Origin of the sequence: Paraburkholderia ribeironis, assembly GCF_900019265.1 — a bacterium.
In the GTDB taxonomy this organism is placed as follows: Bacteria; Pseudomonadota; Gammaproteobacteria; order Burkholderiales; family Burkholderiaceae; genus Paraburkholderia; species Paraburkholderia ribeironis.
The window spans coordinates 50,624-65,417 of record NZ_CYGX02000058.1; the positions used below are offsets into that span (position 1 = coordinate 50,624).

Sequence of the window (14,794 nt, forward strand, 5' to 3'; positions counted from 1 at the left end):
ATGCCCTCTCCCGACGTAGTGAACGGAGTCATCCTCGAAGAGACGCTTCCCTACAAGAAGTACAAATACCATCGGGTCGTGCGAGTCTACGAGAATGACGACCTGGTCTTCCTGCAGGAGGTGCGCCCTGGAGAACGTCCCCCGGATTCCGCGATGCCTCGTCCCGAGAGCCTCAGCGGAATACGTCGTCGTCTGGGGAAGGACTTGCGCGAGGTGAAAGAATGTATTCGGCCGGCCTCGATGCAAACAACGCTTACCGACGAGGAACATATCGCATGCGAAGAAAGAATGGGGGAGCTCTACGCGTTCCTCTGGGACGATGAAGCCAATACAGTTAACGAAGAATCATTGCGACTCGTCCTGTCCAAGAAAAGCCGTAGGGAACTCGTGATGAGATTCGCGGAACAGGGTGGCGTTGCGTTGGCGGAACTGTACCGAACGATAACGCGATTTTGTTGGTTCGGATGCACCTTAAGCGGGTTCCTGCCATTAGACGAATGGAAGGGACCGCGCGGCTCGCTCTTCACGGCTGGAAAGGCTGGGCCTGTGCCGGCTGGTGCGAGGATAGCGAAAAGAATTCGCGAAGCAGGGTACGATATTCGGCTTAGCGGGCTTTCACGGAAGGAGCGGGACCCCGGACGGTCTTGTCCATCTCACTATGAAGCCCGCATTCTTGATGCTCTGAAAACTCATTGGGTCAACTCCAGACTTCCGATGATTGCTGTCTATGAGCTCTTTGTTCGGGAACACTTCAACGCAGGGGTGCGGACGCCGAACAAGCAAGAGATTCGAAAGTACAAGTGGCATAGCGTCTTGACGATGCGTCAGTTTCGACGTCGCGCAAACATCTTAATTGAAAAGCATAACCTTCGTTCGGCGAGGGAAGGCGCGGAGGAGAGTATTCAAAAAAATCGGGCGCGCCACGGCAAAGCCAGCTCGCTCGCCATCTCAGCATGCGACATCTACGACATGGACGGCACCGAGTTCGACTTTGAGTTGTCGTCTTCACCGGAGCGATTCCGGCCATGTGGCCGCCCCACTGTACTCATAGCTATTGACCGGTTTTCGGGGGCGATTGTTGGCTTCTTCGACTGGATGGGGGCAGAAAAGTCGGACGCATACCTTATGCTTGCGTTCTCAGCCTTCACGCCAAAGAGTGCGCTTCTCGAAGCACTGGGTCTGCCACTCAATAGTTGGCAGGCTTACGGCGTGCCCCGCGGAGTGTTTCTAGACCGGGGACCAGCTTGCATGAGCAAAGCTACTAAAACCGGTTTTTGCAGACGAACCGGCATAGCTCGAATCGTAGCGCCTCCCCGCCGCGGCGACGCAAAGCCGCACGTCGAAAGTGTCTTCGATAAATTGCGCAACGCGCTAAGTTGGATGCCGGGCAGCTGGGTTAGACCGAAGACTCGGAAAGACGCTGACCAATGGAAGTTCGCTCGCGCGAATGCTTACCTGACTCCGAGCGGCTTCAGAGAGCTACTGGTTCGCGCGATAATCGACTACAACAACGCGCGTTTTACGCCCCAAAACAAGACGCGTGACATGAGGAATGTGAAGATAGAGACAACCCCAGAGCAAATCTTCTTGTTCAGCAAAGGCGAGATTCGAGGAGACGCAAACATCGAATGGTCTCCGCAAGTCGTTTTCAGCCGGCTCCTGAACGCAGAGTCGGTGACGGTCTCCGCCGACGGAATCCATGTCAAAAATAGACGATACATTGGCAATGGGCTTGCGGACGTTTTCAACTCATGGAAAGAGTCGGCCTCTGACCGAAGAACAAAGCCAAAGATTCTCGCTGCTCCAATTCCGTTCATTTCTTCCTGCTACGCGTGGCTCAAGGGTCCTGATGACATTGTCTACTTGCACGAAAGCAACGAAGACCACGTCGGCTTGCAGTCAGTGTCGCACGAAGAGGACAATGCACTGCATCAATATGACCTTGCGGAAGAGAGGGTGAACGAAGTGACGCGTGCGAGCAAATCGCTCGTTCGAACCGAGCAGCAGAAAATCATTGAGCAATCGGTCGGAATCAACGTGTCCACGCAAGGGCGGAGAACAGGCTCGAAGCAAGGCGTTTCGGCTGAGAAGAAGCGCGTGCTAAGGACGCAGTCGAATATGCTTGGTCAGGAAATTGGCGCGATGCTTGGCATTCCTGGCATGGATGCACCAACTGCAAACCCACCGAATATCCGACCGGATACGCGCGAAGCGTCGTCGCTTCTCGAGACACAAGCGGCATCTGCAAATCGAGCAACTAACCATACAAACACGGGCGCCGGCCCGCGTCCAACAACTCGTGGCCCAACACTTGCAGAACTCTACGCGTTACGCGGCAAACTCAATTCACGCAGTAGCTGATGGTCAGCGACACGTTTCCTGTCGGTCCAACGCGGACAGGCGGACTTCGGATGGCACTCCGCGCGGGGGGGGGCGGTCGACGCGCGCGAGATGTTGCCCATCCGCCGTTCTACATAGCTGGAGCGGCTCCCTGGCTTCCAAGAACACGTGAGCGTGTGCCTTCTCCCATCGGTCCGTTCGCGGGGCTCGTGGTCGAGCGTCCGAAAAATCACGACTTTTCGTACCACCGCGCGTTGCAGCCGACCTGGAAAAATCGAAGATTCCCTGAAAATAGCAGACCGGAACCTCGAATTTTTGTTTGCGTCGAGGGGGCGTAGAATCTCCTACACCCAAGATGCCGGGAATCCACGCCGGCTGGGCGTTGCGGCGCGTTCGTTGGCCCGGGAATCACAATTTTTCGGTCACGGAAATCACGACTATGATTGTCACTGCTCAGAGCGACCTGAACGAATGGTGGGTGTTGATGCGCCGCTGCAATCAACCGCGCGACAACGTGGCGCGCCGTTCACCAGATCGCTGCCAGTCGCGTTTCAATCGCCACCTCTCACAAAGCCGTCGTGAAGGCAATCAGCCATGATGGACTTGCAGAAAGAATCGCCGTCTCGAGCACCTTGTCCAGCCCGCTGAGCGCGAGTGTGCCGAACGCGACGAAGAATGCTCCGAAGACGGCTTTCCCGAACCTCGCCGCGGAACCCAGCCCGCCGAGCCACCTTGTCATCGACGCTCGGGAAAGTGCACCCAGTATTACGAGCGGAAGCGCGGCGCCAATGCCAAACACAATCATCAGCAGAGCGACATCGACGAGGTTTCGTCCCTCGGATGCGAGCGTGGTGGCCGCCCCCAATGTCGGGCCAACGCACGGTGTCCAGACAACCCCTACGAGCAGTCCAATAACGAACTGACCGGGCAAGGTCTCGCCCTTCACCTTGCTCAACCACTTCTGGCCCGCGCTACCGAAGTGCGCCGTCGCACGGCTGAACATCGTTTGCAGGCGGGCAGAAAGCATCGTCAGCCCGAACAGGATCATCAACAGCGCGGCGACAGTGCGAAAGGCACGGTCGTCGAAGCCGAACGACGCGCCCAGTGTCGCGAGAAAAATGCCCATTGCTGAAAAGGAAGCGCCCAATCCGAGCGCGAGTGCGACGACTGCCATCCTGTGTATCGACAAAGCCGATGCGACGAGAATCGGAGCAAGCGACAGCACGCACGGGGACAACGTCGTCAGCGCGCCCGCTGCGAAGCTCAGTCCGTACGCACCCAGTCCGAAAGTCATCACAAGGCCTTTGCGAACGTTTCCCTGATATCGGGTTCGCGCGTTTGCCCTGTCGACCGGGCGACTTCGTGGCCACCCTTGAACACGACGAAAGTCGACTGCTGGGTCACCTTCATGGCTCGTTTCAACGCGACTTCCTTGTCGTAGTCGGCTACGAATACAGTCACCTGCTTCATGTCTGGTTGTGCCGAGAGGCGCTCCACAATCGGCTGCTGAACCTTGCAGGTGGGGCACCACGTCGCGTGGAAATAGACAATGACCGGCTTGCCGGCGGCGTTCAGCTGGTCAAACTGCGCCTGGTTAAACGGCTGTTCGCCGCCGACCGCACCGCCTGCGACGAAGGCGAGCGTTGCAACAAGAAGAATCCGCGCTATCGTTTTCCACATGGCCATTCTCCGTTACTGGCGCGGCAGACGCGCTATTCATTTGACAAGAAAGGCTCTCGCACGTTGCGCTGGCGAACCCGATGCGTAGTTACCGGTCCGCTCTGTTTTCTCAAGAAGCTGAGCATTTCTCAATCGTGTGCCAATAGACCTTTCAGAGTCCGGCAGCCTCCCGATCGCACCTGTGTGGAAGAGCCGAGTCGGGGAGCAAACATTGGCAAATCAGCGGACGCAGCACGAACGCGCTTGTTGTACCGAAGGACACGCCGTACTCCCATACGAGCAGTACACACAGCAATCCCCTGCCTTCGGTTTGAGTAGCGTCTTGCAGCGCTCGCACTCATAAAACCACACGCAACTATCGACGGGCATCGTTTCACATTTCGTGTACCCGCACGCCGGACAGGTGATGGTCGATTCCAATACGACAGTCTTCATCGCTTCGTCTCTCTAATCTTGCCGAGTCACCTGATTCTTCTTGTTAGAGCCGTGCATATCAACCCGTCACGTCATGGACCAAAAAGGGCCGTCTCAGACGACCGGACGACGGGACTCACTGTTGGCGACGGTACCGAAGCGTTTATCTATCAAGTAGTCCAACGACCACTTCCCGGCGCCCCTGCACAACAGAACCAGCAGCATCGCCGCCCACTGGATGTGCGTGGGCCATGCCTGCGGGTACACAAACACCTCGATGACAGTCGTCATGCCGAGCAAAAGCAGCGCCACGGGTCGCGTCGCCAACCCCAGCACAAGTAGAACCGGCGTACTGAGTTCAATCGACACCGCCAGGTAGGCGGCAAGCTCGGGCGGAAGCAACGGCAATCGATAGTCTTCCCTGAACAATTGGAGCGCGGCATTCCAGTCGGCCAGCTTCGTCATCGCCGAGTTCCAGAAGATCGTTGCCACCGCAAGCCGCAACGGGACCGCAAGGACCGTATATGGCACTCGCTCCAGCCATCCAATGACATTCCGGATGCGGTTGTTCAGCGTCGACTCGCGAGCGGCGGATTGAGATTCGTTGGTCATGTGAGGTGGCTCCCAGTTGCCGGACCGCATTCCTGATTTGAGATACAGGCATCGGTAAAGCAACCCGATGCAAGGAGGGAGGCGAGCCAAATGTGTACATCCGTATCCTGCGCCTCGGCAAGCGCATCGTGTAGCGGGCAGCCTGCAAACAACGTCGTCGCAAATCGCCATTGCCACTCAGCTATCGACTTGACCGCTACGCCGGTCGCGCTCCGGTGAATATGCAGCCAGACCGGGCCAGCGGTCAGATCGATGTCTGCCAATGCGCGATCGTCGACGGTCAATACCGCGCGCCAGATTGCATCCACGGGAAGGTCTGACTGAAGTAGCCGTACAGCGGGACCTGGCAACAACCGTACGGACTTCAGCTCGTCATCGTTCAATTGCGCAAGGCGCTGCAAGTCAAGCGGCTGTGCATCTGGCGCGTGCAGCACCTCGTTCACTGCCCATTCAAGACGCGCGGTGTCCGGCAGATAGTCGAGTGACGCCGCTTCTGGCATCTTTGCGAGGAAATCCGGAAACGTCGCGCCGTAGCTATCGAGCTGCGCGTTCGACGGCCGGCATTGCTCCATGAACAGTCGAGCGGCACCTTCAAAGAACTCATCGCCAACGAGAGCCTGTACGGCCGGATATGAAAGCTGCAGCGCTTTGAGCAGCGCACCGTCGGCCGTATTTCGATAAATCGCGAGCCGTGCCTGTGGGGCCAGCCCATCGGATACTACGTAACCTGCTGCATCGCCATCAGCAAGACCAAGCAGGTCACTGCGGACCGCGCATTGCAGCTCATGCAGCGTTGGTGCGCACGTCGTCATTCTGCTGCCCCTCGATATAGGCTTGTGCAATTGCCGCCTCCTCCGTCAGGACTTCGAGCGCTGGCACGTCCGTGTCCCATTCGATGAGTGTGGGAACCGGTCCAAAGCGCTTGAGAGCCTGTTCGAACAGGTCCCACACTGGAGGCGCCACGCGCGAGCCGTGGTCGTCAATGCGAAGAACCTGGCCCTGATCGAGCTGACGCACGCTGTGCCCGGCCAGGTGGACCTCAGTAACCGCCGATGGCGGCACAGCATCAAGATAGGTGAGTGCATTCCACCCGTGATTACTGGCGCTGACGTAGATATTGTTGACGTCGCAGAGAATGCCGCATCCAGTGCGACGTGCGACCTCCGCAAGGAACTCCCATTCCGGGATGGTCGAGTGACGGAAACGCAGATAGGTCGATGGGTTCTCCACCGAGATGCGTCGCTGCAGATGAGCCTGGACCTGGTCGACGTGGGTACAGACAACGGCAAGCGCCTCTTCCGTCAGCGGCAATGGCAACAGGTCGGCCAGGTAGGTGCCGCCGCTGATGCTCCAGGACAGGTGTTCAGAGACGAGACCAGGCTCAATGCGCTCGACGACGGCGCGCACGCGTTCCAGATGCGCAGTGTCTAACCCTTCGGCACTACCCAGAGATAGCCCGACACCGTGAAGAGAGACTGGGTAGTCGCGGCGTATGGCATCCAGATAGCCCGGAGCGCTACCTCCACCCATGTAGTTCTCGGTATGCACCTCAAACCACGCGGCCGGTGGACGCTGTTCGACAACCTCCTGATGGTGTCGGAAGCGCAGCCCAATCCCGGCACGCGCTGGAATCAGGCTGCGCGCATATCGCGATGTTGCAAGAGCGGCAGACATCAGCTGCTCCGTTGTTTATGCTGGTTTCAGCTTGCCACCCTGGATCTTGCTGCAATCTCCAGCGGGGAGCAGAACGAATGACTTGGCGTCGCGCGCCTGGGTGGCCTGGCCAGCGCAGGAGTGGGCTCCCTCTGCGCAGTCGTTCTTTGACACGGCGTTGATTCCGTAACACTTCTCCAGCTTGTTCTGTTCCATCCGGGCCATGTTGTCTTTGACCACTTGCGGCATTGCACTCATGTCCTTCATGGCCGGGGCCTGTGCCTGGGCCGGCAAGGCCTGCATGGCAAGCGCCAGCCCGATTGCTGACGTTAAAGTCGAGGCGGCCATAATATGTCTGTTCATCACGCGTCCTCCAGAAGGTTGCGGCCTGGCATTCAGGCCGTGTAGAGAGGTTCGGTTGGCCGCAGCAAAAGGTTACGCCGCGAGCAAAACTTTTTCTGGATGACAAACGGTCTCCCGACCCGCAGAATTTCCAGATGATCCGACACCCACATCCGCCCGGCTCCGTTCCTGGCCCCGACAGGGCGAACCAGGAGTCAGCGACGTCCCGTCGCCAGGCTGAGGCGATAGACAGCCGCGCTGACGGCACGCCGGATTGGTCCGCTGCCATGGCCCGAGCCCAGGCTGGTGACCAGCAGGCCTATCGTCGGCTGCTTCAGGGCATCACTCCTTATCTGCGTGCGCTTGCGGCACGCCACATGAGGAATGGCGAGGACGTAGAGGACACCGTGCAGGATGTCTTGCTAACTTTGCACTCCGCGCGCAACACGTACGACCCGTCCCGTCCGTTCGGGCCATGGCTGGTTGCTATCGCTAACAGACGCATCGTTGATGGCCTGCGTCGGCGCGGACGCATTGAGTCACATGAATCTTTAGTAGAGGCCGACCTGGAAACCTTTTCAGCTCCTGAAGCGAACTTACAGGAAGAGACGGTGGATGCCCGCCTGGTGAGGGAAGCTATCGAGCAATTGCCTGTCGGACAGCGCGACGCATTGCGAATGCTGAAGCTGGAGGAAATGTCGCTGCAAGAGGCTGCGGCTGCGAGCGGAACGTCGGTTGCTGCGCTGAAGGTGGCCACTCACCGGGCAATGAAACGGCTGCGGGAACTGTTCCTGCCACGAGGTAGCAAATCATGACCCGGACTTCCGACCTGATTGACGTGCTGGTCGCGGATGCAACTCCGGTCCGGCGGCTGCGCCCCCCGGCAGCGCGAGCGGCATGCTGGCTGTTGTTCGCGGGACTTGTGATGATTCTTGTCGGTATTGCGCATGGGGTGCGTGCCGACCTGGCGCTCAGACTCCATCAACCAATCTTTGTCATCGGCGTAGCCGCAGCCCTGACGACGGGTGTTCTTGCGGCAGTGGGCGCATTTATCGCCAGTGTGCCGGGAATGTCACGCCGTTGGCTTTTGTTGCCAACACCAGCCTGTCTTGTCTGGGTGGCTACGATTGGCTTTGGCTGCCTGACCGATTGGGTCTCCGTTGGGCCGGAAGGTATGTCTTTGGGAGAAACGGCTCGATGTTTCGCAACATTGGTGTTAGTCAGCGTGCCGCTAACCCTCGTGATGTTTATCATGCTGCGCCACGTAGCTCGCCTGTCGCCAGCCCCGGTCACGATGACCGGAAGTCTCGCGGTCGCAGCACTGACCGCGATGGTGTTGTCAATCCTGCACCCGCTCGACGCCACCACCATGATATTGGCGTGGAATTTTGGCGTGACCGTGCTGTTTCTATGGTTAAACGGCCGGTATGGGCAACGGCTTCTTACGTGGGTGGCGCAGCGCTAACACCGAAGCGATGTGAGGGATTTGCGCAGATGGTGCTCCCCTGAAGACAAACCATTGCAGCCGCGTCAACGCTTGCGAAAGCAGCAGTAAAGAAACTGCTGTTTGGAGTGACCGGGCTTCTCGTGATCTTCGAGCGTGCTCGAGAGCAACTCGAACCGGGCACCGATCGCATCGGCTGATTCGGCTCGGCCGGCGTGAAGTTGCGGTTCAACATGTTCGGCGCAATCGTGCAGCTTGTGCCTGGAATCGGTCGTGACGCGGTAATGGCGCCTGTGGCGTGCCCGGATACCGTTGTGGCTCATTCAGCGGTTTCACGCGTGCCTTGCTGGTCGGAGAGACGCGAGAACGAACTTCCTCGCTCATACGCGGCGAGCCGTAGGCACCTTTTGATCTCAGCGTGAATCGCTCGAATCACCGTAAGCCACTGCGCATCGATGCACCGCTGGCGCTCGGCGGCGCCGCCGAGCTTCCAGGCGCGATAGTCGTTGATGCTCATGCAAAGGACCTCGCGCAGCGCCGACAGCGGATATTGCCGGCAGTGCGTGTCAGTCCAGGCGAACTTCACAGGAAGTCTGATACACGAGTAAATTCGATTACTACCTTGACGGAAAATTGCAACTAACGGCACAAGAGTCGAAGGGCAAGAAACTGTTCGACAATCCGGCAGGCGGTAATTGCGCCTCCTGCCACATCGATCAAGTGGGAGCCAACGGCGCGCATCCGCTTTTCACCGACTTCAATTTCCAGGCGTTTGATGTGCCGCGCAATCCCGGGCTGCGTCCGAGCGACGACCCGAAGTACCTCTACGATCCGAAATCTAAACAAGCCAGGTAAAGCGCACAGGAAGCCCGGTTGGCCTCGATTTAACCTTGATTTAAAAGACTATTTTTCCGGCCGAGCGGCGACTGCGCTTGCGGCGGCGCTATAATGCGCGCACCTTGTTTTCCGCCCGTCCCCCATTATGAGCCGGTTACTTTGCCTGATCGTGCTTGCGCTCGGCCTGATGCAAACCGCAACGGCTGACGAAGCAACCGACCGCATGTCCACGTATCTGGCGCACAAGTTCGGTCTGGCAAAGGAAAAAGCTCAAACGATTGCCGACGCGGTGCAGTCCGCCGCTTCAAAATATTCCCTGCCGCCGGCGCTCCTGCTGGCCATCATCTCGATCGAATCCCGCTTCAAGGAAAAGGCCAGGGGCGCGAACGGCGCAACCGGGCTGATGCAGGTCGTGCCGCAGGCGCATCGCGGGCTATTGCGCAACATCAAGGACCTCACGGAACCGGCCGCGAACATCGAAGTGGGTTCGGCAATCCTTTACGGCTACATGCGCTCGGCCAACGGCGACCTGAATGCCGCGCTCAAAAGCTATGGCGGTTCGAAGGCGTACGCGCAAAAGGTCAGCTTGCGGGTCGCGGATTTCTCCGGGCTCGCCGCATCGCAAGGCGCCGGCCAGCAGCCGGATGCGCACGCCGACACCTGCGACGCGGATCGTTGCGCCGTGCCAGGCTACTGGGCCGGCGCCTTTACCATGCCGGCCGTCAACACGGCGGCGATAAGCGGTGCTGCGTCCGCGCCGACCCCGGGCGGGCTGCCCGCGGCATCGAACTGAGCGCGATCGCGCGCTTTCTTTTTTCGCCGACCGCGCGCTCGCTGCGGTCGGCGCTCGTCACATCATTGAGCGTTACCGACGTTTATGAGCGTCGTGGGCAGCGCGCGTTGCGCGCTTTTTACGCACACCTGGCCACCCGCTCTACAATGCATTTCCATTCGCGCTCACGCAGCGTCCTCTTGCGATCGACCATGTTGACCTCGTTTTCCAGAACCACTGCCGCCTTGTGCGCGCTGCTGACCGTCGCTGCGTGCAGCAGCGCCCCGCAACCTAAATTCCAGCAGGAATCGTTTGAAACCGGCGCGAGCCCTTATGCGCGCAATTTCAATTCGAGCGCCACGGATAGCTGCGAAGCCGCGCGCCGTGCGCTACTGAGTCAGGGCTACCTGACGACGATGACGCGCACCGATACCGTCGACGGCACCAAGAACTTCCAGCCGACGGGCGATACCCATGTCGTCGTCGAGTTTCATGTGGTCTGCACGCCGGGCGAGGAGGCGAGCGATACGAGCATCGTTTACGTCAACGCAGTGCAGAACGGCTTTGCGCTGAAGAAAAGCGATACCTCGGCGAGCGTCGGGCTCAGCGTGCTCGGTTCGCTTTCGCTGCCGATCCGCTCAAACAACGACGCGATGGTCAAGATCTCGAGCGAGACCATTCCATCGGGCAAGTTCTACGACCGTTTCTTCGGTCTTGTCGATCACTATCTGCAAACGGTAGTGCGTACGCAGCCGGTAGCGAGCAATCACATCGAAACGCGTCTGTTGCCGGTGCCCGTGCAAATCGAGGTGAGCACGCCGGCGTCCATACCCGAAGTGGCCGCCGATGCAATCAGGCAGGCCGCTGCCGCGCAGCCGGCGAGTGGCGTTGGCGTCACGCCGTGATGTATCCGCTGCAAACTTGCGGCTTAGAGCTACGTTTGGGCTGATCAAGACCTGATCAGCCTTCTATTTCATCGCGCCGCGGTATTTATCCTAGGTCTTTTACTTCATACGTATATATATGTAGTAGTAGTTAACAAGGGTTAACCCGTTCTGTGGATAACTTCCAAATGTGCCGTCACATCAATGTCATACGAAAACCATAACCCTGCGGAACACACCGGTAGAAAAACTACTAAGCCGGGATAACCTTGATGCGGCTTGTCGATAGGTTCGTTTTATCAAGATTTCGCGCACAAGCTGTCCGATGCGCTATCCCGAAGTTATACATAGGCCAATGTGGATAACTCGCACTTGGAGGGATTGTCAGACATCAGCGCGCCGGTGCGATTTTTAGCTGCGTTTTTTAATCTCCCGAAGCGCTCGACAGCGCACAGACCAACCCATTGCAGACATGCAGATTGAAGCTGGACGGTACGAAGATTGCGTCGTTGTTTTTGAGAGCGCGACTGTTGCTATTTCGTCAAAATCATTGTAGCAACGCCGATCCAGGCATAAAGTTAAAGTGCTTTCTGAAGTCATTGGTGCAGTGCGGGGGGGGTATGAAACACAGATCAACACGACAGCTGGTCCGTCTTCTCTCGGACATCCGGCATGCCGCTCATTGCCGCACGCTGCGGGCGGCGGCGACCAACCGGACGATGGCCCTTGCTTCCGCAGAAGCTGAAGCGGACGCCGCCAACCACGATCACGACGACGACACCGAGTCGGCACACGAAGCGCATCGGGACAAGCCGATCCGGAGCGGATCATGAGAGCCGCTAGCGAACAATCGCTGCGTTTTCTGGTCGAGAAATGGCTTGCGCCGGCGTCTCTGGCATCGGTTCATGTGACTGAATTCAGCCGCACCCGGCTCGGGGGGCGCCGTTATGTGCGCGTCGAGACTTCTTTCGAGGCTGGTTCGCGGGGCCTGTTCTTTTTTCGTCACGACGACGGCTGCTGGTGCGTGTTCCCGCCGACCGCGGACAGGCAGAACTTGCAGGCTCATCCGCGTGCCGCTTAGCCGCCCTCGCCTGAATCGGCGAGCAGGCACCGGGCAACGCTGATCGCCGGCGCAGCTCGCTCGCTTGTCGGCACTGGAGTCCGCGTCCAGCGACGCCCTCACGACGAGCGAGGCACGCTGCCGCGGCCGCGTCGCCAGCCCGGCATCACCTGACACACGATCAAACCCGCCAGCATCAGTGCGCATCCGTATAGAGCACGCGCTGACAGCGTTTCGCCGAGCACGAGCCAGCCGGCGAGCGCGGCAAACACCCCCTCCATGCTGAAGATCACCGCCGCGTGCGACGGCGCCGCGTATTTTTGCGCCACCACCTGAATCGTATAGGCGATACCGACTGCAAGTGCTCCGCCGTAGGCGATCGTCGGCGCGGCACGCGTTATCACGGCCAGACTGACCGGCTCGATCGCCAGTCCGACGACAAGGCAGACGAGCCCGCACGTCACGAACTGCACGAGTGCCAGCATCAACGTGTCGTGCCGAAGCGCGAAGCGCCCGACGAGCATCATCTGGATGGAAATCACGAGCGCGCCGGCAAGCTGGTACCAGTCGCCATACAGCATCGAAAAGTGTTCGTCGACGCTCAGAAAATACATGCCGAGCGCCGCCAGCGACGCCCCCAGCCACGTGCCGGGGCCCGTGCGATGCCTGAACAGCACACCCAGCAGCGGCACGATCACCACATACAGCGAGCTGATGAAGCCGGCGTTGGCGACCTTGGTGTATTGCAGACCGATTTGCTGCAGCGAGATCGACGCGGCCAGCACCACGCCGAGCAGCGCGCCGGCACCGAACAACTCACGTGCGCCGCCGGGTTCGCGCTTCGACAGCTCGGCGAGTGCAGAGCGCCGCACACCAAAGACCAACGTCAGCACGACGAGCGCGCCGAGCAGGAAACGCAGCCCGGTGAACAGGAATGGTCCAATTGCATCGAGACTGAGGCGTTGCGCGACGAACGCGGAGCCCCAGATCATCGCGGCGATCAGCATCAGCAGATTGGCGCGCAGGTGTTGGCGGGTATCGGGATTCAAAGGCGGTTGTTCGAGTTTGGCGGTTGTTGCAAGGTGCATGGCGCAGAGGGATGGGGCGCGACGCGTTCGTTTCATTTCCTGTAGCCAGCGCCGCCGGCGCGAGGCGCAGGCCGTTGCCATGGACCGGCGCAATGCAACGCCCGGTTTGGGATCGCCCACATGATACGCGGCAACGCGCATGCAACGACCGAAGAACCCATGTCCACGCGCACGCCATCCAACTTGCGCGATAATCGCGCAACGGCCATGCGGCTCGCGACGCCCGTCATCTGCCCGGCTGGCCCATTTTCAGACCAATGCAATGGACGACAAAGACTGGATCGCCGGCGCCGCGAAGGCATTGGCAATCATCGAAGCATTCGACGAAGAGCATGCGCGCATGACGCCGACAATGGTCGCCGCCCGCGCCGGGCTGTCGCGCACGGCGGCGCGCCGTTATCTGCTGACGCTGCGCGAACTCGGCTACGTGGATACCGACGGCAAGCTGTTCTGGCTCGCGCCGCGCGTGTTGCGGCTCGGCCAGTCGTATCTCGATTCGGCACGCTTGCCGCGCACGGTGCAGCCATTCCTTCAGCGCATCACCGCGACCGTTCAGGAAACCGCGCTGGTCGCGATCCTCGATGAACACGACGTGGTGTACGTGGCGCGCAACGGCGTGAACCGGGCGATGGCGGTCGGCTTCGTGCTCGGATCGCGTGCGCCGGCGCCGTTGTCGTCGGCGGGACTGGTGTTGCTGGCGTTTCAGGCGCCCGAGAGCATCGACCAGTGGCTCGCGTCCTATCCGATCAAGGTGTTCACGCCGCACACCTATTCGACGATCGAGCGCTTGCGCGAAGTGCTCGGCGAAATTCGTCGCAACGGCTACGTGGTCACCGACCAGCAACTCGAGCTGGGCGTGCGCGGCGTCGCTGTGCCGTTGCGCGACCGGCATGGGTCGGTGGTGGCGGCGATCAGCGTCAGCATGCCGATCGGCCAGGAATCGGCGAATGCCGCGCTGCATCGGGTATTGCCGACCTTGCAGGAAACCGCCAGCCTGCTGCGCAATCTCGTTTGATGACGACTCAGTATTGTCCCTGGTACGGGGTGCCTGGTCACCGAAAGCGTATCGAAAGCAGGCTGTCTCCCGGAAAATACATATCGAGTTTTAGGCATGACAAACCGCCTACGCTGGGTAATACTCTCCCGCGGAGAGCGGGGGCGCCTGACGCCCTGTCTGCTTAGCCGTGTAGTTATTCTTTCACATTGACTCAGTCGTCCAGGTTTGGGGAACAACACATGAAAAAGGTTATCGTCTCGCTCGCAGCCGCATCGATCGCGCTGGTCTCCGTTCAAGCTTTCGCACAGGCATCGGAGGCAGTAGCGCCGGCCGCAGCAGCTAGCGCGCCGAAGAAGCACCACGTCAAGCAGCTGAAGACGCACGGCAAGCGTGCTCCGGTTGCAGCAGCAGCGTCGGCTGCTGGCACGAACGACAAGGGCACAGCGAACTAATCCGACGCCCGATTCGTCGGGCGAGCCGCCCCGGTTCGTCACCATGCGCCGTTAGCCGGACCATGCGAAGCGGGAGCGGAAAAGAGCGTTGCCAGTAAAAAGGCCAGAGCACATGCTCTGGCCTCAGACTGCTGACGAACCCCACGTTTTTCGGAGCGTGGGGTTTTGTTTTTTCAGGCGATGCGAGAACGGCCGTGAAGCGTGCGACTTGAGACGATG

17 protein-coding genes and 1 pseudogene are annotated in these 14,794 nt (G+C 59.6%); 9 read left to right on the plus strand and 9 right to left on the minus strand.

The window, feature by feature from the left end:
* Entirely contained in the window at positions 1 to 2,361 is a 2,361-nt protein-coding gene (locus tag BN2475_RS24430; RefSeq protein ID WP_094782056.1) for a hypothetical protein, read from the plus strand.
* A gap of 544 nt (positions 2,362 to 2,905) precedes the next feature.
* On the opposite strand, the gene BN2475_RS24435 is transcribed toward BN2475_RS24430, so the two are convergent.
* The 7 genes from BN2475_RS24435 to BN2475_RS24465 all read right to left on the minus strand — a co-directional run bounded on the left by BN2475_RS24435 (position 2,906) and on the right by BN2475_RS24465 (position 7,062).
* Positions 2,906 to 3,634 carry a cytochrome c biogenesis CcdA family protein gene (locus BN2475_RS24435; protein WP_094782057.1) on the minus strand — a complete coding sequence of 243 codons (729 nt, stop codon included), beginning with the start codon at positions 3,632 to 3,634 and terminating at the stop codon, positions 2,906 to 2,908.
* Positions 3,634 to 4,026 (minus strand): thioredoxin family protein, encoded by a 393-nt coding sequence (locus BN2475_RS24440; RefSeq protein WP_245841559.1) that lies wholly within the window; start codon positions 4,024 to 4,026, stop codon positions 3,634 to 3,636. The genes BN2475_RS24435 and BN2475_RS24440 overlap by 1 nt, the downstream gene beginning before the upstream one ends.
* Before the next feature lie 213 nt (positions 4,027 to 4,239).
* Complete coding sequence (locus BN2475_RS35780) at positions 4,240 to 4,455, minus strand: GDCCVxC domain-containing (seleno)protein (protein ID WP_094782058.1); 216 nt, start codon at positions 4,453 to 4,455, stop codon at positions 4,240 to 4,242.
* A 93-nt stretch (positions 4,456 to 4,548) separates the two neighbouring features.
* On the minus strand, positions 4,549 to 5,046 hold the full coding sequence (locus BN2475_RS24450) for a DoxX family protein (protein WP_094782059.1): 498 nt from the start codon (positions 5,044 to 5,046) through the stop codon (positions 4,549 to 4,551).
* On the minus strand, positions 5,043 to 5,858 hold the full coding sequence (locus tag BN2475_RS24455) for an HvfC/BufC N-terminal domain-containing protein (protein WP_094782060.1): 816 nt from the start codon (positions 5,856 to 5,858) through the stop codon (positions 5,043 to 5,045). Before BN2475_RS24455 ends, BN2475_RS24450 begins: the two co-directional genes overlap by 4 nt.
* Entirely contained in the window at positions 5,830 to 6,720 is an 891-nt protein-coding gene (gene bufB / locus BN2475_RS24460) for an MNIO family bufferin maturase (protein WP_094782061.1), read from the minus strand. Before bufB ends, BN2475_RS24455 begins: the two co-directional genes overlap by 29 nt.
* A gap of 15 nt (positions 6,721 to 6,735) precedes the next feature.
* Positions 6,736 to 7,062 (minus strand): BufA1 family periplasmic bufferin-type metallophore, encoded by a 327-nt coding sequence (locus BN2475_RS24465; protein ID WP_094782062.1) that lies wholly within the window; start codon positions 7,060 to 7,062, stop codon positions 6,736 to 6,738.
* A gap of 266 nt (positions 7,063 to 7,328) precedes the next feature.
* Here BN2475_RS24465 and BN2475_RS24470 point away from each other — a divergent pair, with 266 nt between their 5' ends.
* Together BN2475_RS24470 and BN2475_RS24475 are read left to right on the plus strand one after the other, a co-directional pair.
* Positions 7,329 to 7,856: a sigma-70 family RNA polymerase sigma factor gene (locus tag BN2475_RS24470; protein WP_094782073.1), complete on the plus strand. Its 528-nt coding sequence runs from the start codon at positions 7,329 to 7,331 to the stop codon at positions 7,854 to 7,856.
* Entirely contained in the window at positions 7,853 to 8,506 is a 654-nt protein-coding gene (locus BN2475_RS24475) for an NrsF family protein (RefSeq protein WP_094782063.1), read from the plus strand. Before BN2475_RS24470 ends, BN2475_RS24475 begins: the two co-directional genes overlap by 4 nt.
* A 163-nt stretch (positions 8,507 to 8,669) precedes the next feature.
* On the opposite strand, the pseudogene BN2475_RS24480 reads toward BN2475_RS24475, so the two are convergent.
* A pseudogene (locus tag BN2475_RS24480) lies at positions 8,670 to 9,074 on the minus strand (IS3 family transposase); the annotation flags it as partial.
* Positions 9,075 to 9,118: 44 nt separating this feature from the next.
* Between BN2475_RS24480 and BN2475_RS24485 the strand changes: the two are divergent.
* The 4 genes from BN2475_RS24485 (at position 9,119) to BN2475_RS24500 (ending at position 12,059) form a co-directional block, all read left to right on the plus strand.
* Positions 9,119 to 9,340, plus strand: a complete 222-nt coding sequence (locus BN2475_RS24485) for a hypothetical protein (RefSeq protein WP_342744650.1) — start codon at positions 9,119 to 9,121, stop codon at positions 9,338 to 9,340.
* Between the two features lie 127 nt (positions 9,341 to 9,467).
* The gene (locus BN2475_RS24490) at positions 9,468 to 10,115 is read left to right on the plus strand and encodes a lytic transglycosylase domain-containing protein (RefSeq protein ID WP_094782064.1); all 648 of its coding nucleotides are present in this window, start codon (positions 9,468 to 9,470) and stop codon (positions 10,113 to 10,115) included.
* A 191-nt stretch (positions 10,116 to 10,306) separates the two neighbouring features.
* On the plus strand, positions 10,307 to 10,999 hold the full coding sequence (locus BN2475_RS24495; protein ID WP_094782065.1) for a DUF2242 domain-containing protein: 693 nt from the start codon (positions 10,307 to 10,309) through the stop codon (positions 10,997 to 10,999).
* A gap of 808 nt (positions 11,000 to 11,807) precedes the next feature.
* Entirely contained in the window at positions 11,808 to 12,059 is a 252-nt protein-coding gene (locus tag BN2475_RS24500) for a hypothetical protein (RefSeq protein ID WP_094782066.1), read from the plus strand.
* Between the two features lie 98 nt (positions 12,060 to 12,157).
* On the opposite strand, the gene BN2475_RS24505 is transcribed toward BN2475_RS24500, so the two are convergent.
* Positions 12,158 to 13,087 (minus strand): DMT family transporter, encoded by a 930-nt coding sequence (locus BN2475_RS24505; RefSeq protein ID WP_094782074.1) that lies wholly within the window; start codon positions 13,085 to 13,087, stop codon positions 12,158 to 12,160.
* A 301-nt stretch (positions 13,088 to 13,388) separates the two neighbouring features.
* On the opposite strand from BN2475_RS24505, the gene BN2475_RS24510 reads away from it, so the two are divergent.
* Both BN2475_RS24510 and BN2475_RS24515 read left to right on the plus strand, forming a co-directional pair.
* Positions 13,389 to 14,141 carry an IclR family transcriptional regulator domain-containing protein gene (locus tag BN2475_RS24510; RefSeq protein ID WP_094782067.1) on the plus strand — a complete coding sequence of 251 codons (753 nt, stop codon included), beginning with the start codon at positions 13,389 to 13,391 and terminating at the stop codon, positions 14,139 to 14,141.
* A gap of 221 nt (positions 14,142 to 14,362) precedes the next feature.
* Complete coding sequence (locus BN2475_RS24515) at positions 14,363 to 14,575, plus strand: hypothetical protein (RefSeq protein WP_094782068.1); 213 nt, start codon at positions 14,363 to 14,365, stop codon at positions 14,573 to 14,575.
* Positions 14,576 to 14,794: the final 219 nt, after the last annotated feature.